At 71.2% G+C, this 23,834-nt stretch carries 18 protein-coding genes and 1 pseudogene; 12 read left to right on the forward strand and 7 right to left on the reverse strand.

Annotation, left to right across the window (positions count from 1 at the left end):
• Nucleotides 1-233: 233 nt before the first annotated feature.
• A complete protein-coding gene (locus ACWD6R_RS08300) occupies nt 234-1,790 on the reverse strand; it encodes an MFS transporter (RefSeq protein ID WP_451817967.1) in 1,557 nt (518 codons plus the stop codon).
• 290 nt (nt 1,791-2,080) lie between these two features.
• The gene (locus ACWD6R_RS08305; protein WP_451818053.1) at nt 2,081-3,151 is read right to left on the reverse strand and encodes a PucR family transcriptional regulator; all 1,071 of its coding nucleotides are present in this window, start codon (nt 3,149-3,151) and stop codon (nt 2,081-2,083) included.
• Between the two features lie 299 nt (nt 3,152-3,450).
• Between ACWD6R_RS08305 and ACWD6R_RS08310 the strand changes: the two genes are divergently transcribed.
• From ACWD6R_RS08310 to ACWD6R_RS08325, 4 genes are all read left to right on the forward strand, one after another.
• Complete coding sequence (locus ACWD6R_RS08310; protein WP_451817968.1) at nt 3,451-4,110, forward strand: hypothetical protein; 660 nt, start codon at nt 3,451-3,453, stop codon at nt 4,108-4,110.
• A gap of 62 nt (nt 4,111-4,172) precedes the next feature.
• Complete coding sequence (locus tag ACWD6R_RS08315; RefSeq protein ID WP_451817969.1) at nt 4,173-6,287, forward strand: flotillin family protein; 2,115 nt, start codon at nt 4,173-4,175, stop codon at nt 6,285-6,287.
• 238 nt (nt 6,288-6,525) lie between these two features.
• A complete protein-coding gene (locus ACWD6R_RS08320) occupies nt 6,526-11,529 on the forward strand; it encodes a DNA repair ATPase (protein ID WP_451817970.1) in 5,004 nt (1,667 codons plus the stop codon).
• 39 nt (nt 11,530-11,568) lie between these two features.
• Complete coding sequence (locus ACWD6R_RS08325; protein WP_451817971.1) at nt 11,569-13,572, forward strand: NAD-binding protein; 2,004 nt, start codon at nt 11,569-11,571, stop codon at nt 13,570-13,572.
• A gap of 139 nt (nt 13,573-13,711) precedes the next feature.
• On the opposite strand, the gene ACWD6R_RS08330 is transcribed toward ACWD6R_RS08325, so the two are convergent.
• Entirely contained in the window at nt 13,712-14,401 is a 690-nt protein-coding gene (locus ACWD6R_RS08330) for a hypothetical protein (protein WP_451817972.1), read from the reverse strand.
• A 454-nt stretch (nt 14,402-14,855) separates the two neighbouring features.
• Here ACWD6R_RS08330 and ACWD6R_RS08335 point away from each other — a divergent pair, with 454 nt between their 5' ends.
• A complete protein-coding gene (locus ACWD6R_RS08335; RefSeq protein WP_451817973.1) occupies nt 14,856-15,296 on the forward strand; it encodes a methyltransferase domain-containing protein in 441 nt (146 codons plus the stop codon).
• Nucleotides 15,297-15,719: 423 nt separating this feature from the next.
• Here ACWD6R_RS08335 and trpS read toward each other — a convergent pair whose 3' ends face one another.
• Nucleotides 15,720-16,790 (reverse strand): tryptophan--tRNA ligase, encoded by a 1,071-nt coding sequence (trpS, locus tag ACWD6R_RS08340; protein ID WP_451817974.1) that lies wholly within the window; start codon nt 16,788-16,790, stop codon nt 15,720-15,722.
• A 544-nt stretch (nt 16,791-17,334) separates the two neighbouring features.
• Nucleotides 17,335-17,463 (reverse strand): DUF6126 family protein, encoded by a 129-nt coding sequence (locus ACWD6R_RS08345; protein WP_451817975.1) that lies wholly within the window; start codon nt 17,461-17,463, stop codon nt 17,335-17,337.
• Nucleotides 17,464-17,628: 165 nt separating this feature from the next.
• On the opposite strand from ACWD6R_RS08345, the gene ACWD6R_RS08350 reads away from it, so the two are divergent.
• From ACWD6R_RS08350 to ACWD6R_RS08360, 3 genes are all read left to right on the forward strand, one after another.
• Nucleotides 17,629-18,711 (forward strand): LLM class flavin-dependent oxidoreductase, encoded by a 1,083-nt coding sequence (locus ACWD6R_RS08350; protein ID WP_266983917.1) that lies wholly within the window; start codon nt 17,629-17,631, stop codon nt 18,709-18,711.
• 6 nt (nt 18,712-18,717) lie between these two features.
• Nucleotides 18,718-19,368, forward strand: coding sequence for an FMN reductase (locus ACWD6R_RS08355; RefSeq protein WP_451817976.1), 651 nt, complete (start codon nt 18,718-18,720; stop codon nt 19,366-19,368).
• A 126-nt stretch (nt 19,369-19,494) separates the two neighbouring features.
• Nucleotides 19,495-19,917, forward strand: coding sequence for a universal stress protein (locus ACWD6R_RS08360; protein ID WP_451817977.1), 423 nt, complete (start codon nt 19,495-19,497; stop codon nt 19,915-19,917).
• A gap of 186 nt (nt 19,918-20,103) precedes the next feature.
• Here ACWD6R_RS08360 and ACWD6R_RS08365 read toward each other — a convergent pair whose 3' ends face one another.
• Nucleotides 20,104-20,505, reverse strand: a complete 402-nt coding sequence (locus tag ACWD6R_RS08365) for a hypothetical protein (RefSeq protein ID WP_451817978.1) — start codon at nt 20,503-20,505, stop codon at nt 20,104-20,106.
• Between the two features lie 118 nt (nt 20,506-20,623).
• Between ACWD6R_RS08365 and ACWD6R_RS08370 the strand changes: the two genes are divergently transcribed.
• The 4 genes and pseudogenes from ACWD6R_RS08370 to ACWD6R_RS08385 form a co-directional block, all read left to right on the forward strand.
• Nucleotides 20,624-21,511 carry a hypothetical protein gene (locus ACWD6R_RS08370; RefSeq protein ID WP_451817979.1) on the forward strand — a complete coding sequence of 296 codons (888 nt, stop codon included), beginning with the start codon at nt 20,624-20,626 and terminating at the stop codon, nt 21,509-21,511.
• Between the two features lie 56 nt (nt 21,512-21,567).
• Complete coding sequence (locus tag ACWD6R_RS08375) at nt 21,568-21,711, forward strand: hypothetical protein (RefSeq protein ID WP_451817980.1); 144 nt, start codon at nt 21,568-21,570, stop codon at nt 21,709-21,711.
• Between the two features lie 309 nt (nt 21,712-22,020).
• Nucleotides 22,021-22,965 (forward strand): NADP-dependent oxidoreductase, encoded by a 945-nt coding sequence (locus ACWD6R_RS08380; protein ID WP_451817981.1) that lies wholly within the window; start codon nt 22,021-22,023, stop codon nt 22,963-22,965.
• 30 nt (nt 22,966-22,995) lie between these two features.
• Nucleotides 22,996-23,289 (forward strand): annotated as a pseudogene (locus ACWD6R_RS08385) (DUF2630 family protein); the annotation flags it as partial.
• Nucleotides 23,290-23,366: 77 nt separating this feature from the next.
• Here ACWD6R_RS08385 and ACWD6R_RS08390 read toward each other — a convergent pair.
• Complete coding sequence (locus tag ACWD6R_RS08390) at nt 23,367-23,777, reverse strand: RNA-binding S4 domain-containing protein (protein WP_037701878.1); 411 nt, start codon at nt 23,775-23,777, stop codon at nt 23,367-23,369.
• Between the last annotated feature and the right edge of the window lie 57 nt (nt 23,778-23,834).

Below are 23,834 nucleotides of genomic sequence, written 5' to 3' on the forward strand. Positions count from 1 at the left end.
CTGGTGCGTACGATTCCAAGGCGCCGGAAGGCCCTCGGATGGGGTCTCCCCTGCTCGAACGAAGCTGAGAGCTTGGGGAAGGAGCTACTAGGGCGTTTCGGCAACGCGGGAAGCGTGCGTGCCAGGGCGTGGCCGCCCGATCAGAGGTCACCCGACAGGCTCTGAGTCGCTGGGGGCATGAGGCGGCGGGACGTCGGCGTGCAGGGCGAGGTCCGGGGCAGCCGGCCCGGTCGTCAGGCGCGGACCGGGGCCGACTCCTCCACCACCTGGGTCCGGGGTGCGCCCCTGGGGTACAGGACCGCCGTCACCACCAGCCCGATGAGGAAGAAGCCCGCCGACCACCAGTACGCGGTGGAGTAGCTCTGCAGCTGGGCCCGGGCGACATTGTCAGGAGTCACCGGGCGGTCGGACAGGTAGTCCATGGCAGCGCTGGTGGCGAGGGTGTTCAGCAGCGCCGTGCCGATCGAACCGCCCACCTGCTGGCTGGTGCTGACCATCGCCGAGGCCACACCGGCGTCGCGGGCGGCCACCCCGTACGTGGCCAGGTTCATCACCGTGGCGAAGATCGCGCCGAGGCCCAGGCCGAGGACGAGCAGGGCGGGCAGCACATAGGTGGGGTAGCTGCTCGTCAGGTCCAGGCCGGTCATCCACACCATGGCGGCCGCGGCGATGCCCATGCCGAGCGGCACGATCGGTTTCGCGCCGAAGCGCGGCACCAGCACATTGGTCGTCGTCATCGATGTCGCGATCATCAAGCAGACCATCGGGATGAAGGCGAGACCGGTGGTCACCGGCGAGTAGTACAGAGTCCTCTGCAGGTAGTACGTGAGGAACAGGAAGACGCCGAACATGCCGCCGCCGGCGATGAACATCGCCAGGTACGACGCCCCGCGGTTCCTGTCCAGCACCACCCGCAGCGGCAGCAGTGGATGCGCGGCCCGCGTCAGCCACCAGGCGAACGCCGCCAGGAGCACACCGCCCGCCAGCAGGAAGCCCCAGGTGTCCGGTGAACCCCAGGGGTGCGACTCGGCGTTGGAGAAGCCGTACACGATGCAGAAGAGCCCCGCCGAGACCAGGACGGTGCCCCGGACGTCGAGCTTGGGGCGGTCGGCCGGGGCACCGGCGGCGAGCAGCCGGATGCCGCCGAGGAAGGCGACCAGGGCGAACAGCAGATTCACATACAGGCACCAGCGCCAGTTCAGGTACTGGGTGAGGACCCCGCCGAGCAGCAGCCCCACCGCGCCGCCCGTCCCCGCGATCGCGCCGTAGATCCCGAACGCCTTGGCGCGCTCCTTCGGGACGGTGAACGTCGTGGTGAGGAGGGAGAGCGCGGCCGGGGCGAGGAGCGCGCCGAACATGCCCTGGAGTGCGCGGGCGAAGACCAGGACCTCGAAGCTCGGGGCGGCGCCGCCGATCGCCGACGCGACCGCGAAGCCGACCAGACCGGTCAGGAAGGCGATCCTGCGGCCCACCAGGTCGGCCATCCGGCCGCCGAGCAGCAGCAGCGAGCCGAAGGCCAGGGCATACGCGGTCACGATCCACTGGCGATTGCCGTCGGAGAAGCCGAGGTCCTGCTGGGCCGAGGGCAGGGCGATGTTCACGATGGTGGCGTCCAGCACCACCATCAACTGGGCCAGACCGATCACTGCCAGCACCCACCACCGGCGCGACGGGCCGCGCTCACGGTCGGATGCGGGGCGGGACGGCGGGGAGGTGGCGGTCCCTCTCTCGCCGCTCGCGGAGGGCTCCCCCTCGACAGGCTCCCGCGCATGACGTGAGTGACGAGCCATGGTCCGGGTTCTCCCTCGGTGCGCACCCCCGAAATCCCCCGGACCCACGCTAAAGGCAGGTCCGCATCCCCGCATGCGGGGAGGGGCGCCGGGGCCAAGGGCTGTCCCGTCATCCCCGGTGGCGGATCAGCGCGCGGCGTCGGATGCGGTGCATCGCAAGGCGCAGCGGCGTCCTCGTACGGGGCTGTCCGGGCGCTCCGACAACGCGGCGAGGTGCCGCAACTGTCGTCGTGCGCACGCCAGGGATGGCAGGAACAGCCCTGAGGAGCCGCCTGGTCCCGGCTGGGCCGTCAGAGTTCCTTGGCGGGCCAGTCCAGCAGCCGGGCGCCGATCACCGCGGTCTGCAGCGTGTAGCGGTGCATCGGATCGGACGGGTCGGAGCCGGTCAGCTGATGGATGCGCTCCAGCCGGTAGGTGAGCGCCCGCACGCTCAACGCCAGCCGGCGGGCCGTCTCGGCGGCGACACAGCCCGCGTCGAAGTAGGCGGCGAGCGTCTTCAGCAGGGGCTCCGCGCCGCCTCGCGCCTTCTGGAGCGGGCCGAGCTCACTGCGCACCAGATCGGCCATCGCCTGCCGGTCCCGGGTCAGCACCGGATAGACCAGCAGGTCGGCGGCGTACAGCACCGGATCCTCCAGGTCCATCCGGTCCGCCAGATCGAGCGCGTCGAGCGCCTCGTCGTACGACTGGACGACGCCGCCCGGGCCCCGGTGCGGGCGGCCGACCGCGACCATGCCGCCGTCCGTCGCCGCATGCGCCTGCTCGGTGAAATAGCGCAGGACGTCCAGCTGGGCGCCCGGGGCGATGCAGACCAGGCGCCCGTCCTTGGTCGTGAGAAGGATCTTCCGGCCGTCGAAGCGGGCGAGCAGCGCCGCCTCCACCATGCGGGGCACCGCATCCGACTCGGTGTACGCCTCCGGGCCCGTCGCCACCGCGACCGCGTGGGCGCGCGACAGCCGCAGCCCGAAGCGGGTGGCCCGCTCGGCGAGCCGGCCCAGGTCGCTGCGCCCGTACAGCAGGTCGTCGATGAACTCGCGGCGCGCCGCCTCCTCCCGCCGCACGGTGAGCCGCTGGGCGCGCTCGAACCCCTCGGCGAACGCGTCGACGGCCTGCTCGACCGCGGCCAGCACGCAGTCGGTGGACGCGGGGTGCGCGGCTGTGGCGCGCGGCCAGGCGGTGCGGGTCGCCGCCAGATGGAGACCGACCAGGGCGCGCAGCTGGAATCCCGCCTCGGCCGCCTCCCGGCCCAGGGTGCGGCGGGCGTCCAGCTCGTCGCGGGTCAGCCGGCGGCCGGTCGCCGCGACCTTCTCCAGGATGTGGGCGTACTCCCCCAGATACTCGTCGGGAATCTCCGGCTCCGGCACGCCCATGCCTCCAGTTTTGATGCGTCACTGACACCCACTCAACGCATATGAGCACCTGTCGGTGCCCGGCATCAAAGACGTACAAAGATTGCCGGATTCCGGCAGTGCGATACGACGGCGTCGGCTGTCATGATCAGGCCCAGCACCAACCGGGGGAACACGGGGGAATACGGGGGATACGGGGACGGGGGGACGACCCGGTAGCCGCGGCGCCGCATGTCGGCGGCGCCGCGGCACCGGAGTCACCACCGGACGCCCCATCCACCGCACCCCCACCGACAGGCAGGGGAAGTGGACCGATGCAGGAATTCCTGAGAGCCGCATCCTCCTTCCCCGCCGTCCTCTTCGGCGCCGCTCTGATCGTCGTCATCTGCTTCTGGCTGCTGGTCCTGGCGGGTGCGGCCGACCCTCACTCCTTCGACGCCGACCTCGACACCGGCCTGGCCGGGATCGGCGGTGTGCCGGTCGCCGTCTCGGTGTCCGTGATGGTCGTCGTCGCCTGGTTCACCAGCCTGACCGGTTCCGTCCTGCTGCTCCGCAGCGCGGTCACCGGCACCACCCGGGCCACGCTCGCCTGTGCCGTGCTCGCCGGGGCGCTGCTGATCTCCTGGGCCGTGGTCCGGGTCCTCGTCAGCCGTTACCGGCGCCACTTCCCGGCCGAACTCCCGCCGTCCCGGCAGGACTTCCTCGGCCGGGTCTGCACCGTCCGTACCGGCTCGGTCAGCTCCGACTTCGGCCAGGCCGAGGTCGCGGCGGCCGACGGTTCGACCGCGATGGTGCAGGTCAGGCTGTTGCGGCAGACCGATGAAGCGGCATTCACGGCGGGCAGTGCGGGGCTCCTGTACGCGTACGACGACGAGGGTGAGTTCTTCTGGGTCTCGCCGTACGACGTGACGCTCGACCCGGGACCGCCGAAGCCCCCACGGCAGCTGCCGCGCACCCGACGCCGTACCCGCTGAGCCGCCCGCACCGCCGGGCACCCCGCACTTCTCACCTTCCTCACCAGCCGCCAAGGACTGTCATGGATGCCATCTCCCTGGGCTTCGGTGTGCTCGTCGCCGTGGTCCTGCTCATCACGATCGCCCTGCTCCTCGTCATCAGCCGGCTCTTCCGCAAGGTCGAACAGGGCAAGGCCCTGATCATCTCCAAGACCAAGAAGGTCGACGTGACCTTCACCGGAGCCGTCGTCCTGCCGGTGCTCCACAAGGCCGAGTACATGGACATCTCGGTGAAGACGATCGAGCTGCGCCGCACCGGGCGCGAGGGCCTGATCTGCCAGGACAACATCCGCGCCGACATCCACATCAACTTCTTCGTACGGGTGAACAAGACCGTCGAGGACGTCATCAAGGTCGCCCAGTCCATCGGCACCGAGCGGGCCAGCGACAAGGCCGCCATCCAGGAGTTCTTCGCCGTGAAGTTCGCCGAGGCGCTCAAGACGGTCGGCAAGCAGCTGGACTTCGTCGATCTCTACACCAAGCGCGAGGAGTTCCGGGACCGCATCATCCGGGTCATCGGCACCGACCTGAACGGCTACCACCTCGACGACGCGGCGATCGACCACCTGGAGCAGACGCCGATGGCGCAGCTCGACGGCGCCAACATCCTCGACGCGCAAGGCATTCGTAAGATCACCGAGCTGACGGCGATCGAGCACGTGCGCACCAACGAGTACCAGCGCACCGAGCAGAAGGAGATGACCCGGCAGAACGTCGACGCCCGCGAGACCATCCTGGAGCTGGAGCGCCGGCAGGCCGAGGCCGAGATCAAGCAGCGGCGCGAGGTCGAGACGCTGCGGGCCCGCGAGGAGGCGGCCACCGCCCGGGTCCAGGAGGAGGAACGGCTCGGCGCGCAGACCGCGTTCATCCGTACCGAGGAGCAGCTCGGCATCCAGCGCGAGAACCAGGCGCGGGAGATCGCCGTTGCGCAGAAGAACCGTGAGCGGGTCATCGCGGTGGAGAACGAGCGCATCGAGAAGGACCGGCTGATCGAGGTCATCGGACGCGAACGGCAGACCGAGCTGAACCGGATCGCCGCGACGAAGGAGGTCGAGGCCGAGCGCCGCGAGGTCGCCGATGTGATCCGGGAGCGGATCGCGGTGGACCGTACGGTCGCCGAGCAGGAGGAGTCCATCAAGACGCTGCGGGCGGTCGAGGAGTCGGAGCGCACCCGCAAGTCGGTGATCATCGCAGCCGAGGCGGAGGCCCAGGAGAAGCTGGTCAAGGACATCAAGGCGGCGGAGGCGGCCGAGGCGGCGGCCACGCACCGGGCGGCGGAGCAGTTGACACTCGCCGAGGCCCGGCTGAAGAGCGCGGACCTCGACGCCCGGGCCAAACTGCGGCTCGCCGAAGGCGTCCAGGCGGAGTCCGCGGCGCCCGGACTTGCCGAGGTGCAGGTACGGGAGGCGGCGGCCGATGTCATCGAGAAGACCGGTCTCGCCGAGGCCGGGGCCACGTCCGCCCGGCTCAAGGCCGAGGCCGAGGGTGCGCGGCTGAAGGCTCTCGCCACGGCCGAGGGCACGCAGGCGCAGGCCACGGCGGACGCGGCGATGATCGGCGAGAAGCTGAAGGCGGAGGCGGCCGGGCTCACGGAGAAGGCGGCCGCGATGGCGGCGCTGGACGACGCGTCGCGCGGGCACGAGGAGTACCGGCTGCGGCTCGCCGCCGAGAAGGAGATCCGGCTGGCCGGACTCGATGTGCAGCGGCAGGTCGCCGAGGCGCAGGCGACGGTCCTGGCCACCGGTCTGGAGAACGCGGACATCGACATCGTCGGCGGGGATTCGGTCTTCTTCGACCGGCTCGTCTCGTCGATCTCGCTCGGCAAGAGCGTGGACGGGTTCGTGGAGAACTCGGACACCGCGAAGGCACTCGCAGGCCCGTGGCTGAACGGGTCGTCGTCGTTCACGGACGACCTGACGCGGGTGCTCGGGTCGGTCTCGACGGGCGATGTGCAGAACCTGACGGTGTCGGCGCTGCTGATGCGGATGCTGGCGGCGCCGGGAGTGGGTGCGGATGCCGGACAGGTCCGCCAGCTCCTGGAATCGGCGCGGAATCTCGGTCTGGCGGACCTGCCGGTCGGGGCACTGGCGGATGCCCCTGACGTACCCGCGTCGCGCAATGGGACGCCGGTGGCGTAGGGGCGTCAGGTCGAGCCCCGGCGCCGGGGTGGCCGCTCTGTCCTCGGAGGCCGGACGGGCTTGATGGGACGGCCACCTCCTGACCGCCCATCAGCGCCTCGGGACCGACCGGCCCGGTTCCGCCCCAGTCGCCGGACGGGCTCGAGTGGGCGGCCACTTCAAGCCCGTCCGGCGTTCGAGGACACAGCGCGGCCGGCGGCCGCGCCACCCGACACACATCTCGCAGGGAGCCGTACGCATGGACACCGACCCCACCTCCACCGTGGACGGCGGCACCTACGACGTACTGCGGCGCCGCCTCACCGCACAGGCCACCGAGCTCACCCACCGCGCCGAAGCACTCAACACCCGCCGCACCGAGGAGTTCGGTTCGACGCGGCTGAGTCTCCTGGCCACCGAGCGGGTCCGTACGGAGCGCCCTTCCGTGCCCCGCGATCTCGTCGCCGTGGGCGGGCAGTTGCTGTTCGGCTTCGAACGAGGACCGGGCGCACGCGGCGACGCCGAGGCCGGGGACGTACTCACCCTCTACGGGCCCGATCTGTCACCTGGCCGGGACGCTCTCCTCGCCGACGAGGCCTTCGTACGCGAATTCACCACCCTGCACCGCTACTACCGCGACGCCCGCCTGCTCCGTCTCCGCCGCGTCGACGGGCGGCTCCTCGCCGTGTTCCGTACCGGCGAGACCGCCGACGACATCCGCGTACTGCGCTGGGCGCTCGCCCCGGACGGTTCCCCCGGCGCGTTCCTCGACGCGCGAGGCGACCGCGACCACGTCTTCCCACCGTCGCACGACTTCACCTGGACCGCGGCGGGCCGCGAGTCGCACATCCCCGGCCGCCACCCGCACGTCGCGATCGGCGGCAGCGGCGCGCTCTTCGTCGACACGCTCGGCGGCACCCTGACCGTCAAGACGGCCGACGACACCGACACACCGCACGGGATCTACGAGGAGCCGGTCACCGAACCCCTCCAGTCCCTCGCCGACGCCGACGTCGAGTACGCCGAGGCCGGCCCCCTGATCCTGCTGCGGATCCGCCCGTACAACGAGGACGCCTGGCGCCACCTGGTCTTCAACACGCTGCTCTCCACCGTGCAGCGTCTCGACGCCATCGGGCCCGCCTGCCACCGGCTGCCGGAGGACCAGGGGATCATCTTCCCCGGCGGCACGTACCTCACCACCGGCGCCGCCAAGACCTTCGACCTCGCCGAGCCGCTCGCCGACCCGGTCTTCGAGGGGGCCGTCCGCTCCCCCAACGGCGAGGACGTCCTCTACCTCTTCCGCTCCCGGGACGGCGGCCGCGGCCTGCTCCTCCCCTACAACCTGATCCGCCAGGAGGTCGCCACCCCGCTGCTCTGCCGCGGCCACGCGCTGCTCGACGACGGCACCCTCGTCCTCCTCAAGGACGCCGCGTCGGCCGAGCCGGCCCGTGTGCACGCGGTGCAGCGCTGGCAGACCCCGTACGTCTCCGACACCCATGCCGCCTCCCGCCCGGCCGGGACGGGTCCGCTCGCCCGGGTCGGCAACGCCGATCTGGTACGCGGCGTCTCCGACTGTCTCGCGCTGGCGAACAGCGCGGCGCGGACCACGCCGACCACGGCCGTGTACGCCCTGCTGGTCGCCGACTGCATCCGCATCACCGACCGCTACCACTGGCTCACCGACCCCGAACTCGGCTCACTCAGCGGCCCGTTGACTGCCCTCCACGACACCGCGCAGCAGGTCCTCGCCGAGTTCGAGACGGTGCAGAAGCTGACCCGGCAGGCCGCCGAGGCACTCACCGGCGCGGCGGACCACCTCACCGCGCTCGTCCGCCGCATCCGCGGCGAAGCCCCGCGCTCGGCCGCCGCCTGGGTCTCCCAGCTCACCGAACTGCGCCGCGCGCACGGCCGCTTGGCGACGCTCGGCGAGATGCGGTACGCGGACACCGACCGGATCACCGAGCTGACGGCGGCCACCGCCGCCGATCTCACCTCCGCCGCCCAGCGCGCGGTCGCGTTCCTGAGCCGGGACGACGCGTTCACGGGCTACCACCACGACATCGAGCAGCTCACCGCCGACGCGTCCGCGCTCGCCACCGTCGCGGACGCGACCGCGCTCGGCGACCGGCTGACCGAGATGACGGACGGCCTGGCGACGGTCACCGATGTCGTCGCCGGGCTCGACATCGGGGACGCGACCGTCCGCACATCGATCCTGGAACGGATCGCCGAGGTCCTCGGCGGTGTGAACCGGGCCCGTGCCACGCTCGACGCGCGCCGTCGCGAGCTCCTCGATCATGAGGGGCGGGCAGAGTTCGCCGCCGAGTTCGCCCTGCTCGGGCAGGCGGTCACAGGAGCGCTGGCCGCCGCGGACTCCCCCGACGCGTGCGACGAACAGCTGGCCCGGCTCTTGCTTCAGCTGGAGAACCTGGAGTCCCGGTTCGCCGAGTACGACGACTTCCTCGCCGAGCTGGCCGCGCGGCGGACCGAGGTGTACGAGGCGTTCTCGGCCCGTAAGCAGACGCTGCAGGATGACCGCGCCCGCCGCGCCGAACGGCTGGCGGACTCGGCGGCCCGGGTCCTGGAGACCGTCTCCCGGCGGCTGTCCGCCCTCCCGGACCTGGACGCCGTCCACACGTACTTCGCCTCCGACCCGATGGTCGCCAAGGTCCGGCGCACGGCGGACGAACTGCGCGGGCTCGGCGACCCGGTGCGGGCCGAGGAGCTCGACGGACGGCTGAAGGCGGCCCGCCAGGAGGCGGGGCGGGCTCTGCGCGACCGCAGCGAGCTGTACGCGGACGGCGGGGCGACGATCCGGCTCGGCCGGCACCGGTTCGCCGTGAACACCCAGCCGTTCGACCTGACGCTCGTGCCCTCCGGGGACCGGCTCGCGTTCGCCGTCACCGGAACCGACTACCGGGCTCCGGTCACCGACCCGGCGTTCGAGGCGACCCGCCCGTACTGGGACCGGCTGCTGCCCTCGGAGTCCCCGTCCGTCTACCGCGCCGAACACCTCGCGGCCCGCCTCCTGGACGAGCACGGCGCGGATGCGCTGGCCGCCCGCGAACCGGCCGAACTCGCCCTGCTCGTCAGGGAGTCGGCTGCGTCCGCGTACGACGAGGGATATCAGCGCGGCGTCCACGACGAGGACGCCACCGCCATCCTGACCACACTGCTGCGACTGCACGCCGGCGCCGGCCTGCTGCGCGTCCCGCCCTCCGTACGGGCGGCGGCGCAGCTCTTCTGGACGCACGAAACGGACGACGCCCTCCGCGCCTCCTGGACGCGCCGGGCCGCCTCCCTGGCCCGGGCCCGCGAGACGTTCGGCCTGGCGCCCGCGATCACCGCGCTCCAGGAGGAGTGGGCAACCAGGATCGGTACCGATGACGGGCACGCCACCGCCGCGTACCTCTTCGAGGAGCTGACCTCGGGCCCCGCCGGGTTCGTCACGAGCGCGACCGCCCGCACCTTCCTGGACAAGTTCCGCCGCACGACCGGCACTTCGGCGTACGACGAGGATCTGGAGGCCCTCCGCGACGACCTCCCCGCGCGCCGCCAGCTCGTCGAGGGCTGGCTGACCTCGTACGCCTCCGCGAGCGGAACGGACCTCGCGAGCGGTGATCTCGCCGAGGCGGTCGCCGTCGAACTCTGCCCGGAGCCGGAGCTCACCCGCTACGACTGCGAGGCATCGCTCTCCGCGACCGTGGACGGCCTGCTGGGCACCCATCCGCGCATCGACCGTGGCCGCCTGACCGTCCGCCTCGATGAACTCCTTGCCCGCACCGATCAGTTCCGTGCGAGCGCCGTCCCCGGCTTCCGCGCCTACCAGCGCACCCGCACCGCCCTCGTCACCGCCGAACGCGCCCGGCTGCGGCTCGACGGCCACCGGCCGCGCGTGATGTCCGCGTTCGTCCGCAATCAGCTCCTCGACGAGGTGTACCTGCCGCTGATCGGCGACAGCCTCGCCAAGCAGCTCGGCACGGCCGACGCCGACCGGCGCACCGACTCTCAGGGCCTCCTGCTGCTCGTCTCGCCGCCCGGCTACGGCAAGACGACACTCATGGAGTACGTCGCCGACCGGCTCGGCCTGGTCCTCGTCAAGATCAGCGGCCCGTCGCTCGGCCGCGACGTGACCTCCCTCGACCCCGCGCAGGCACGCAGCGCGACCGCCCGCCGGGAAATCGAAAAGATCAACTTCGCACTGGAGGCGGGCAACAACACACTCCTCTACCTGGACGACATCCAGCACACGTCCCCCGAACTGCTCCAGAAGTTCATCCCCCTCTGTGACGCCACCCGCCGTATCGAGGGCGTCCGGGACGGCGAGCCGCGCAGCTACGACCTGCGGGGCAAGCGATTCGCGGTGTGCATGGCAGGCAACCCGTACACCGAGTCCGGCGAACAGTTCCGGATCCCGGACATGCTCGCGAACCGGGCCGACGTGTGGAACCTGGGCGAGGTGCTGAGCGGCCGCGACGACGTCTTCGCGCTGAGCTTCATCGAGAACGCGTTGACCGCCAACCCGGTGCTGGCTCCCCTCGCCGGCCGCTCCCGCGAGGACCTCGCGCTGCTCGTCCGCCTGGCCTCCGGCACGGACCCTTCCCCAAGCTCTCAACTCCGTTCGAGCAGGGGAGACCCCATCGCGCGCGCGGACCGCCTCGACCACCCGTACACCCCCGCCGAGCTGGACAGGATCACCTCGGTCCTGCGTCACCTCGTGACCGCCCGCGACACCGTTCTCGCCGTGAACGCCGCGTACATCGCCTCGGCCGCGCGGACCGACGCGACGCGCACCGAGCCGCCCTTCCGGCTGCAGGGCTCGTACCGCAACATGAACAAGATCGCCGAGCGGATCGTGCCCGTGATGAACGACGCCGAACTGGCCGCCGTCATCGACGACCACTACGCGGGCGAGGCCCAGACCCTCACCACGGGCGCCGAGTCCAACCTGCTGAAACTGGCGGCTCTGCGCGGCACCCTCACCGCCGAACAGGCGGACCGATGGGCGGCGATCACCGCCTCGTACGTGCGCACCCAGGCGCTCGGCGGCCCGGACGGCGCTTCCCCGACCTCTCGGCCCCATCCGAGCAGCGCAGACAACGTCTCGCGGGCGGTCGCGGCGCTGGGCCTGCTCTCCGACCGGATCGCGGCGGTCGAGGCGGCGATCGTCCGGGCGTCGGACCCACGTCATCTGCTCGCGGGCCCGGAGCAGTCCGCCCGGCACGCGGCTCCACGCACCCGAACGACACACGAAGATCACTGACCGGCCGGAATGAGTCGAACACCCGGAGGTGCGCAAGGCATGCTGGGATTCGTGTCCACACTTCCCCAGCAACCCCAACGCTCCCCCCTCAGCGGCCACATGGTCATCTGCGGCGACGACGCACTCGCCCGGCGGCTGGCGGTGGAGCTGCGGTACGTCTACGGAGAGCGGGTAACACTCCTTCTCCCGCCGGGGCGCGATCCGCGCCGACCTGAGCTGCCGCTGACCCAGCGCGGCCGTGCGGCAACGCTGTTCGGCCGGATGTCGGCGGCGATGAACCGCAACCTGGGCAACGGTGGCAACGGGACCACCGGCAGCCCCGGAGGCTCCGACAACGACACCAACGCCGGCGTCGAGGCGGTCCGTATCCTGGAGGCTGCGGAGCCGTCCGACGAGGCCTTCGAGGAAGCGGGCGTGGACACCGCCGCCGCGCTCGCACTCGTCTACGACGACGACGAGCGCAACATCCGCGCCGCGCTGACCGCCCGTCGCCTCAACCCCCGCGTCCGGCTGGTCATCCGGCTCTACAACCGCAAGCTCGGGCAGTACCTGGAGACCCTTCTCGACCAGGCCGCCGCGGTCGCCGTCCCCGGACTCGACCCGACGGCGCTGGACGCGTCCACCACCGTCCTCTCCGACGCGGACACCGCCGCCCCGGCACTCGCCGCGACCGCGCTCACCGGTTCCAGCAAGGTCGTTCAGGCGGAGGGCCTGCTCCTGCGGGCCGTCGAACGCACCCCGCCCCGGCAGGGCGAGGTCGCCGACCCCGGACTCTGCACACTCGCCCTGCTCTCCTCCACCACCCACGACCCGGCGGGCGCCGAAGGATCCGACAGCAGCGGCGCCGAAGGACCCCAACTCCTGCCCGATCACGAGCAGGTGGCCGCGGCGACCGGGCGCGGCACGGTGGTCCTGGAAGCCATCCGCGAGGCCGCACCGGACGGTCCGAAGCTGCGCATGGGGGGCCGCAGCGCCCCGCTGAGCCAGATCTTCTCCCGCCGTCTGCGCTGGTCGGCGCTGGGGGTCGGCTCAGCCGTCCTGGCCCTCGCCGTCGCCTCCACCCTCACCACGGGCGACCACCCCCTGCACGCCGCGTACCTGACCCTGCTCGACCTCTTCGGGATGGGTGACCCGGCGATCGGCGACCCCACCGCGCGGCAGATCATCCAACTGCTCTCCGGAATCGCCGGCCTGATGCTGCTGCCGCTGCTGGTGGCGGGCGTCCTCGAAGCGTTCGGCTCCCTGCGTACGGCGTCGTCCCTGCGACGGCCACCGCGCGGACTCTCCGGCCATGTGGTGCTGCTGGGGCTCGGCAAGATCGGTACGAGGGTGCTGGTCCGGCTCCGCGAGCTCGACATCCCCGTGGTGTGCGTGGAGGACGACCCGGACGCGCGCGGCATCCCGGTGGCCCGGAGGCTGCACGTACCCGTCGTCCTCGGGGATGTCACCCAGGAGGGCGTCCTGGAAGCCGCGAAGATCCAGCGGTCCCGCGCCCTTCTCGCCCTGACCAGCATCGACACCACCAATCTGGAGGCGGCGCTCTACGCCCGCTCGGTCAAGCCCGATCTGCGGGTGGCACTGCGCCTCTTCGACGACGAGTTCGCCACCGCCGTCTACCGCACCCTGCGCGCCGCCCACCCGCAGGCCCTGACCCGCTCCCGGTCCGTCTCCCATCTGGCCGCCCCGTCCTTCGCCGTCGCGATGATGGGACGGCAGATCCTGGGCGCGATCCCGGTCGAGCGGAAGGTGATGCTGTTCGCCGCGATCGAGGTGGCGGGCCACCCGCAGCTGGAGGGCCGGACGGTCGAGCAGGCGTTCCGGGCGGGGGCATGGAGGGTGCTGGCCCTGGACGCGGCCCCACGTGAGGACCGACACCCCGGCCTGACGACCGTCGCACCCGCCTCCCCGGACCGCCCGTCGGGCCTGATCTGGAACCTGCACCCGGGGTACGTGCTGCGCGCCGAGGACCGTGTGGTGATCGCGGCGACCCGGCGCGGACTTGCGGAACTGCTCCGCAGACGACGGGCCGTGACGCCGCGTTAGTCCCGCACTTTCACGAGGTGCGTTGTCCGAGGCGTGACCGGAAGAGAGAGGAGTGCACCTGACCTGCTTCGCCACCAAGAGAGGGCAACGGGTGAACGTGCCGGACGCGGGCCGGGGGGACGTTGGCCCAGACGGTGCGTTACCGCCCTGCCACGCTGCCGGTACCCGCGAGCACGGTCTCGACGGCTCGGTGACGGGCCGCTTCGCCCGCAGAGGCGACGAGTCTGCGGGCCGGGGCGGTACCCACGTACGCGAAGTACGTCAACGACCCGCCAGGGCAGAGCAGTTCGATGTATCTGTCCATCAGTGAAGTCACCATGTCCGGGACGAAATTGGTGAAGGGCAGGCCGGAGACGATGACGTCGTAGGACTGCCGTGTGTTCAGGTACTCGATCCGCGTTTCATGGATCCTGACCCGGACACCGCCCTCGCTCGGCACTGGCGCGAACGCCTCGCCGTGGTGGTTTTCCCGCACCTTCGTATGCGTCGTGTGGCAGTCCCGCGTCCCCGCGTGCGCCGCGTGTTCGTCCCGGCCCGGTCGGTATTCACGGACGACGTTCCGCAGGACGGTGGCGAAGCGCGGGTTCGCCTCGACCACGTCCAGAGTGCTTCCCGGGGCGAGCAGCGACAGCAGACGGCGGGTGACGGGGCCGGTTCCTGCGCCCACCTCCAGTACATCCAGGGGTTGTCCGGCCCGCTCGGTGACCGGTGCGGCGAGGGCGGCGGCGAGTCGGCGGCTGCTGGGCGCGATCGCACCGGTGATACGGAAGCCACGCGCGGCCTCGGTGACGAAGAGCCGGGTGTCGGCGAAACGGGGCCATGAAGTCATGCCAGTGACGCTAGGTAGCGGGCGCTCTTCGGGAATCGGCCGTTGTGTTCGGGTGAACCGGTACGGACGTCATCACCGAGGCGTACGCGACCCCGACGAAAGTAGGGGGTGGCAGCGACCCAAGTCCGATGGGCCCCGGCCCCCACAACTGCCTACGATCGGTCGGTGGAACACAAATACCGTTCCTAACCAGTGTGCGTAAGTGAGTCTTGGACCCACTGCTGCGTACTGGGCGCATCCCGAACGGTTTTGGATGCGCTGGGTTCCCGCTTTCGCTTCCCGCTCGGCGCCGGCCCTCCAGGGGGCCGGTCCGTTGTGGGTGGGCGGGTTCCCTCACGCCCCCGGTCACCTGATTCGGCCTGGACGGTCCGATGCCCCGCACGATCTCTAGCGGCGCGGGCTCCTCGCGCTGGACCTCGGCGCCGCGCACCGCAAGCCGCCCGGCTACCTGGGAGTGGACCAGCACCCGAGGGACGGCGTCGACATCGTCGCGACGATGCCCGGGCCGCTGGACCTCCCTGACGACTCGGTCGGCCTGGTCCGGGCGGTGGACTTCCTGGAGCACGTGCCTGCGAAGATTCCACTGATCAACGAGCTGTACCGGCTGCTGGCACCGGGCGGCATGCTCCTCAGCCAGACCCCCAGCTCCGACGGCCGGGGCGCCTACCAGGACCCGACACATGTCGCCTATTACAACGAGAACTCGTTCTGGTACTACACCGACGACCAGTACCGCGCCTTCGTACCGGAAATCCGGGCCCGGTTCCAGCGTTCACGGTTGGTCACCTACTTCCCGACCGACTGGCACTCCAGGAACAACATCTCCTACGTGCAGGCCAATCTGATCGCGATGAAGGACGGCGCCGAACGGTGCGGCGGTCTCCTGCTGGTGTGATGTCTTCCACCGGAGGCGTGGACGCCCTCCATGCGGCGGAAGCCGGCGCAGCCGGCCTCCGCCGCATGGGTGTGGAAGCGAGGCGCGGCCGTCGGACGCCTCAAGGCGGCCTTCGGGGAGTTCTTCGCGGCGGTCGGGCCGCCGGCCACCGCCCGGGGCGACGATCCGGAGACCTTCACCGAGGTGATGTGGGGCGCCCTGCACGGGCCGGCCGCCCTCGCCGGGGGACACAGGCTGCGTCCCGCGGCGCACCGCGCGCGGCCCGGTGGCGGGCGTCCCCTGGAGGGCCGCCACCACAGCGGCGCCGACGACGCCTGGAACATCGCGGCACTGATCCTGGACGTGTCGGCACGGAACGCCCGGCCCGAAGCCGACCCGGTCCGGCCCGACCCGACCTGGCTGCCCCGACCTGGCCGGATTCCGCTACAGCACGCCCCCCATCACCCCCCGCACCTCCGCCAGCGTGGCCTCGGCGACGGCATTGGCTCGCTCGTTGCCGGTCCGCAGGACCGACCGTACGTACGCCATGTCCTGCGCGTACTCCGCCCGCCGCGCACGCACCGGCGCCAGCTGCTCGTTGACGGCGTCCGTCACGGTCCGCTTGAGCACGGCGCCACCGCCGTCTCCGATCTCCTCGGCAACCTCGTACGGGTCGCGGTCGAGGCAGAGCGCGGCGAGGAGTACGAGCCCCGACACTTCGGGCCGGGTCTCCGGTTCGTACGTGATGTGCCGGTCGGTGTCCGTCTTCGCCCCGCGGATCAGCCGGGCGGTCTCGTCGGCGGTGGCGCCGAGCGCGATCGAGTTGCCCCGGCTCTTGCTCATCTTGCCGCCGTCGGTGCCGAGCAGGAGGGGAGCGGCGGAGAGCAGGGCGTCCGGCTCCGGGAAGACCGTCCCGTACCGCTCGTTGAAGCGGCGGGCGACGCTCCGGGTCACTTCGAGGTGCGGCAGCTGGTCCAGGCCGACGGGGACGAGGTTGCCCTTGCAGAACAGGATGTCGGCGGCCTGATGCACGGGATACGTGAACATCAGCCCGCTGACGGCGGACTGCCGGGAGTGCGCGATCTCGTCCTTGACCGTGGGATTACGGCTCAGCTCGGCAACGGAGACGAGGCTGAGGAACGGCAGCATCAGCTGGTTCAGCGCGGGCACGGCGCTGTGGTTGAAGATCGTGGTGCGGGCCGGGTCGATACCGATGGCCAGGTAGTCCAGCAGCATCCCCTCCATGTGCTCGCTGAGCCGGTCGGCGACGTCCCGGTCGGTGAGCACCTGGTAGTCGGCGATGATCACGAAGACGTCCACGCCGAGGTCCTGGAGCCGGACACGGTTGTGGAGGGTCCCGAAGTAGTGCCCGAGGTGCAGCGCCCCGGTGGGCCGGTCCCCGGTCATCACCCGGAACCGCCCGGGATCCTGCTGGATCTGCTGCTCCAGCTCGGCACTGCGGCGCTGGGCGGGGGTGATGACGGGTGCCGTGACGGGTGTGGCAGCGGTGGTCATGGTCTCTCCTCGCGGGTGCTGGTTGCGTGGAGGACGGCCCGCCGGGAGTGGCATCCGTACCCGTGCGAGGGCAGAGAAGAGGGCCGTCCATATCGAACGGCCCTGGTTCCGTGCAGATGAGGCGGCCGCTCCTAAGTGGAGCGCCACCAGTTTCGGCACGGTACGGAGGTCATGGGCCGAGTGTAACGCGGTCAAGCTCCGCACACCCGGCCTTGACTGTCCCGTACCGCTTCCCGTACGGGACTGAACCGTTCTGGACGCGGTGCGGCAGTCGCAGCGCGACCCGTCCCTGTGGGCGCAGGTCAATACACCCGGGCGGCATACGGGTTGGTGATCGTGTGGTGTCGCCGGGCGGTGGCCGGTACCCGCTCCGGGAACCGGGGCCCCGCCGGGCATGCCGGGCGACCCGGCTGCCTTTTCCCGGGCTCACCGCCCCGCGTGTCGCGAGGGGAACCGTCACATCCCGAGCCCACGGCGGCGGGGGTTCCTGCCTCAATCACGGCGAGGACCCTCGCGGCCGTCGGCGTTCCGCCCTGCGGGCAGCTCACTTGTGGGCGTGCCCGCCCACGTAGAACAGCAGGTAGACGAAGCCCGCGAAGAGATGCGTGGCGAAGACGTAGACGAAGACGCGCAGCGCGACGCCGCGCTCCTTCCAGCTCTCGCTCTCGCTCACGGGCCCTGCCTCCTTCGTGCCGGCGCGTTCCCCGCCCGTCTCGCCGTCCAGAGTACGCACCGCCGGGATCCCCGCTCCGGCGGCGGAATAGGCAGAAGGGGTGCCCCGTTGTAGGGTGTGACCAAGTAGTTCAAGGTTCAACCATTACCCAACGGAGGCGGCGCCATGGAGTTCGGGATCTTCACCGTCGGAGACGTCACCACCGACCCCACCACCGGCAGGACGCCGACCGAGCACGAGCGGATCAAGGCGACCCTCGCGATCGCCCTGAAGGCCGAGGAAGTGGGCCTGGACGTCTTCGCGACCGGCGAGCACCACAACCCGCCGTTCGTCCCGTCCTCGCCGACGACCACGCTCGGCTACATCGCCGCCCGCACCGAGAACCTGATCCTGTCGACGTCCACGACGCTGATCACCACCAATGACCCGGTGAAGATCGCCGAGGACTACGCGACGCTGCAGCACCTCGCGGACGGCCGCGTCGACCTGATGATGGGGCGCGGCAACACGGGGCCGGTCTACCCGTGGTTCGGCAAGGACATCCGCCAGGGCATCCCGCTCGCCATCGAGAACTACGCCCTGCTGCACAAGCTGTGGCGTGAGGACGTCGTCGACTGGGAGGGCAAGTTCCGTACGCCGCTGCAGTCCTTCACCGCGACCCCGCGCCCGCTGGACGGCGTCCCGCCGTTCGTCTGGCACGGTTCCATCCGCTCCCCGGAGATCGCGGAGCAGGCCGCGTACTACGGCGACGGGTTCTTCCACAACAACATCTTCTGGCCCATCGAGCACACCAAGAAGATGGTGGACCTCTACCGGCAGCGGTACGCGCACTACGGGCACGGCACCGCCGAGCAGGCCATCGTCGGCCTCGGCGGCCAGGTGTTCATGCGGAAGAACTCGCAGGACGCGGTACGGGAGTTCCGCCCGTACTTCGACAACGCGCCGGTCTACGGGCACGGGCCCTCCCTGGAGGACTTCTCGCAGCAGACGCCGCTGACCGTCGGCTCCCCGCAGGAGGTCATCGAACGGACCCTGTCGTTCCGTGACGCCGTCGGCGACTACCAGCGCCAGCTTTTCCTGATGGACCACGCGGGACTCCCGCTGAAGACGGTCCTGGAGCAGCTCGACATCCTCGGCGAGGAGGTCGTCCCGGTGCTGCGCAAGGAGTTCGCCAACATGCGGCCGGCCGGAGTGCCGGAATCCGCCCCCGTCCACCCGGCCGTCGCCGCCCGCACGAAGGAGATCTGACCCACCATGCAGAACGAGGCTCTGAAGATCGTCGCCGTGTCCGCAGGGCTGAGCCAGCCGTCGTCGACCCGGCTGCTGGCCGACCGGCTGGCGGCCGCCGCCCGGGAGCGGCTGGCCGCCGAGCAGGACCGGCCGGTGGAGGTCCGGGTGATCGAGCTGCGCGATCTGGCCGTCGGCATCGCGAACCACCTGGTGACGGGGTTCCCGCCGCGGGCGCTGAGCGAGGCGATCGACGCGGTGACGGCGGCGGACGGCCTGATAGCCGTGTCGCCGGTCTTCACCGCCTCGTACAGCGGACTGTTCAAGTCGTTCTTCGACCTGATCGACCACACGGCGCTGACCGGCAAGCCCGTCCTCATCGCGGCGACCGGCGGCACCGGCCGGCACTCGCTCGTCCTGGAGCACGCGATGCGGCCCCTCTTCGCCTACCTGCGAGCCACCGTCGTACCGACGTCCGTGTACGCCGCGTCGGAGGACTGGGGCTCGTCCGGTGACGAGTACACCGAGGGGCTGCCGTCCCGGATCCGGCGCGCGGGCGGCGAACTCGCGGGGATGATCGCGGGCGGCCGGGCGGTCTCCGGGGCGTCCAGGGCACCGGGGCTCGACGACGAGGTGGTGCCGTTCGAGCAGCAACTCGCCGACCTGCGGCTGGACTGACCTGCCGCTGCCCGAGCGAGGTGGACCCACCCGGAGAGCTTCCGTCCGGTTTGATTACAGTTACCCGTAAAGATGCACCGTGAGGTGTATCACGCAGATGTGAGCTGAACCGAGCTGGAGGCAGAGATGGGCAGGATCGTGGTGGGCGTGGACGGCTCCGAGTCGTCGATCAAGGCGCTGCACTGGGCCGTACGCCAGGCCGAGCTGACCGGTGACTCGGTGGAGGCCGTCAACAGCTGGGAGTACCCCGCGACCAGCTGGGCGTCCATGATGCCGGGCATGCCGGAGGACTTCGATCCGCAGGCCCTGGCGATCGTCTCGCTCACCGAGGCGCTGGAGGAGGCCCTCGGCGCCGAGGGCGCGGCCGCGGTCAGCAAGATCGTGGTGATCGGCAACCCGGCGCAGGCCCTGCTGGACCGCGCGAAAGGCGCGAACCTGCTGGTCGTCGGGGCACGCGGATACAGCGGCTTCAAGGCGACCCTGCTCGGCTCGGTCAGCCTGACCGTCACCCAGCACGCGCCGTGCCCGGTGACGGTCGTCCGCGACTGACCGAGTGAACTCGACGAACGAAAAGGAGGGGCGGTCCCGTTCGGGGCCGCCCCTCCTTGAATCCGCGGCGTCATTCGTGCGCGCCTCGCGTTCCACCGCTGACCTCCTCGTACCGGACGGTCCCGCCGATGCCGGGGCTTCCCCCGCGGAGACGGTCAAGGATGAAGGAGGAGACGGGGCGCGGAGTCAGTCCTCCGTCACGTGGAACGCGTAGAAGGCGCACACCCACATTGCGGCTCCGGTCACCAGGGCCAGGACGGTGGACGCGAGCACGCTCTTGTCGGACAGGCTGTACAGGAACCCGACCGAACCGCCGAACAGCACGCCGTACGCGGTGGCCTTGGTTCCCGTCGGCAGTCGCTTCTGTACCCGGCCGAGGCCGTAGCAGAGCGCCGCCAGCACGGCGCCGGTGATCAGACCGAGCGCGAGCTGCGTGCCGGTGAGCACACCGCCGCCGCGCACGATCGACGTCGCCCACCAGCCCCCGATCACGCCCAGGGCGACGGGCATGGCCCAGCTGAGTGTGCTGGGGCGGTGGGTGCGCGCCCGCGCGCGCCGGCGCGTCGGCATCGAAGCGTGTGTCGTCATGGCCGAAAGCTCCTTCCGTCACCCCGTTCCCTCCAGAGCACACCCGGCCGTGGGGCCCGGCAACTCGAATGGGGTACCGCCCGGAGCGCACCGCTGCCGTCCGCGATTCCCTTGAGGGGTGCGGACCTCTCTCTCGGTGGCGTTGTCGACGGTACTGGTTGTGCTGCTCGCCGTCCTCGTCCCGCTGAGTGCGCTGGCCGCCTGGGTCGATCTGGAGATCGACAACACGGACCGGTACGTCGCCGCGGTGGAGCCGCTCGCCTCCGACCCCGATGTGCAGGCCATCGTGGCCGGTCTGATCACCGACGAGGCGATGAAGCAGATCGACGCCGGGCCGCTCCAGGACACCGTGCGGGGCTTCCTGTACGAAGCGGTGCAGTCGTTCACCACCACCGATGCCTTCCGTACCGCTTGGGACGCCGCCAACCGCACCGCCCACAAGGCGGTCACCGCCGCGCTGAACGGGGACACCGGCGAGGCAGTGACCATCGATCTGGCGGCGGTGTCGGAGCAGGTCAAACAGAATCTGCTGGACAACGGGGTGCCGCTCGCCGACCGGATCCCGGTCCAGCACACCGAGATCACTCTGATCTCCGCCGACCGCGCCGACCAGCTGCGCCACACCTTCCGCCTGCTCCGGACCGGCAGCATCTGGCCCGCCGTCGGGACCGTGCTGTTCGCTCTCGCGGCCGTGGCCGTCGCGGCGGTGCGCGGCCGGCCGGGACGCCGGGGCGCCGCCCTCGCCGCACTGACGGCCACGGCGCTCGTCGGGCTCGGATTCGCCCTCGGTGCGCTGGTGCTGCGCGCACTGATCGCGATTGCCCGGAACCGGGTGCTGGCCGGGGTGCCGGGCAGCGACCACGACGCGGCGGCAGCGGTGTACGACGCGCTGACGGCTTCGCTCCGTACGGCGGTGTGGATCGTCCTCGGTACGGGGCTGGCGGTGGCGCTGTGTGCGGTGGTCGCGCGGGTGTGGGTGGGGCGGGGATCCGCCGTACGGGTGTGATCCGGCCCGCCCCGACCGGGCCCGGCTCGCCAACGCCTCCTACGTACTCCTGGCCCGTGGACCGCTCCACTCCACTGCGCACTCAGATCGACCATGTGCTGGTCAGCGATGACTTCTCGGTACGGTCCGCCCGCTTCCTGCACCTCGACGGCACCGACCACCGGGCGCTCCTCGTCGGGCTCGACCTGCACGCCGGCTGAGAGCCTGTCGGGTGACCTTCGATCGGAAAGCGGACGCGGTCTGGTGCGTGCGATTCCAAGGCGCCGGAAGGCCTTCGGATGGAGTCTCCCCTGCTCGAACGAAGCTGAGAGCTCGGGGAAGGAGCTACTAGGGCATTTCGGCAACGCGGGAAGCGTGCGTGCCAGGGCGTGGCCGCCCGATCAGAGGTCACCCGACAGGCTCTGAGACGCCGGGCGCCGCACCCGGTTCGACGTGCGGCGGCGCGCGGGCCGGGCAAGAGTGGAGTCCAGGACTGCGTGACCGTCAGGGTCGACTGAGAGGTCTTCCGTATGCGAGCCATAGCCGTCAGCGCGTTCCGGGCCGATCCTTCACTGATCGAGCTTCCCAAGCCGGATCCCCGGGCCGGCGAGGTGCGGGTGAAGATCGCGTACGCCGCGCTCAACCCGTGCGACTGGCAGATCGCGGACAACGCCCCGGAAGGGGCTGCGGAGCCGGTTTTCCCGCTGGTCGTCGGCGTGGACTACGCGGGCCGGGTGGACATGATCGGCAGCGGCAAGAACCGCTTCCGGGTCGGCGACGAGGTCTTCGGCCGGGTGAGCGGATCGCCGGCCGGCCCGGGCACGTACTGCGACTACGTGTCCGTCCCGCAGGACTCCGCGATCGCCCTGGTCCCGGACGGTCTCCCGCTCCGGACCGCTGCGGCGCTGCCGTCCGCCGGTATGGCCGCGGCGCAACTCCTGGAGACCGCGGTGCTCCGCGGCCACGAGAGTCTGCTCATCATCGGGGCGGCGGGCGGCGTCGGCAGCTACCTGACCCAGCTCGCGTCCGCCCGGGACCTGCGCGTCATCGCCGCCGTGCGCGGCGACGAGCGCGGGCGGATGAGGGCGCTCGGCGCCGCGGTCACGATCGACACGACGGCCCGTCCGCTCGAAGCGGCGGTACGGGAGGCGTGCCCGGAAGGCATCGATGCGCTCGTCGACCTGGTGTCCACCACCCCGGACGGCTTCGTGGCGCATGCGGCGCTGGTGCGGGCCGGGGGTGTGGCCGTCTCCACGCGGGGCGTCGCCGGGCGGGCCGCCCTTCCCACCGGTGTCAGCGGTATCGACTTCCGCCTGGAGCCGACACCCGTGCTGCTCGACGTCCTGGCGACGGGCGCCCTGGAGGGCGTGCTCAAGGTGCCCATCGACATCGAACTCCCGCTGGAGAAGGCCCCGCAGGCGCTCGACCGGAACCGCACGGGCGGCGCCCGCGGCAAGACCCTGTTCGTGCTCTGACCCGCGTTCGGAAATTCCGGAGGAGACGACATGGACGAGCAGGAGATCATCGACGACATCGGCGGGCTGATCTCCGTGGAGCGGACCCTTCGCGACCGCTCCACCCGGGAAATGGGCCTCTCCACCGACGAGAAGTCCCGCCTGCGTACGGTGGAGGTCCAACTCGATCAGTGCTGGGACCTGCTGCGGCAGCGTCGCGCCCTCAGTGAGTTGTCCTCCGTACGGTCGGAGTTCCAGCGCGCCCTGACGGAACCGCCCCCGGTCGGCACCCGGGCCGCCGCCTGGTGGCCCCTGGTCGTCGCGGTCGAGGAGGGAGTCGACGCGGAGCGTCGGTGACCGACGACAACGCCGCAAGCAAAGTCGCATGACGCCGGGAGCCCACTCCCTGTCGTGGGGGGCCGTCAGGCCGGCCGGTCCCCGTGGCCGCGGCTCTGCAGGCGTTCCATCTCGCGGCGGTCGCGCTTGGTCGGGCGGCCCGTGCCGCGGTCGCGGACCGGCACCTGGATGACCGCTTCGCGCGGCGGCGGGGGCGGGCTGTTGTCGACGAAGCACTCCGCCGCCACCGGCGGGCCGACCCGTTTCTTCACGATCCTGGACACGACGACGATCCGGTCGCGGCCGGCGTGCCGGAGCCGCACCTCGTCCCCCACATGCAGGGTCTGCGCCGGCTTGGCACGGTCCCCGTTGACCTTGACGTGCCCCGCGCGGCAGGCGGCAGCGGCCTGCGAGCGGGTCTTGGTCAGCCGTACCGACCAGATCCAGCTGTCGACGCGGACGCTTCCCTCCGCCTGCGGTGCCTCACCCGAAACCATGTCTCCGACTGTAGGCCTTCCGCCCGAGCTGTGAACCTCGTACGGGACTCACGTAAC

It is taken from the genome of Streptomyces sp. NPDC005151 (genome assembly GCF_053599875.1).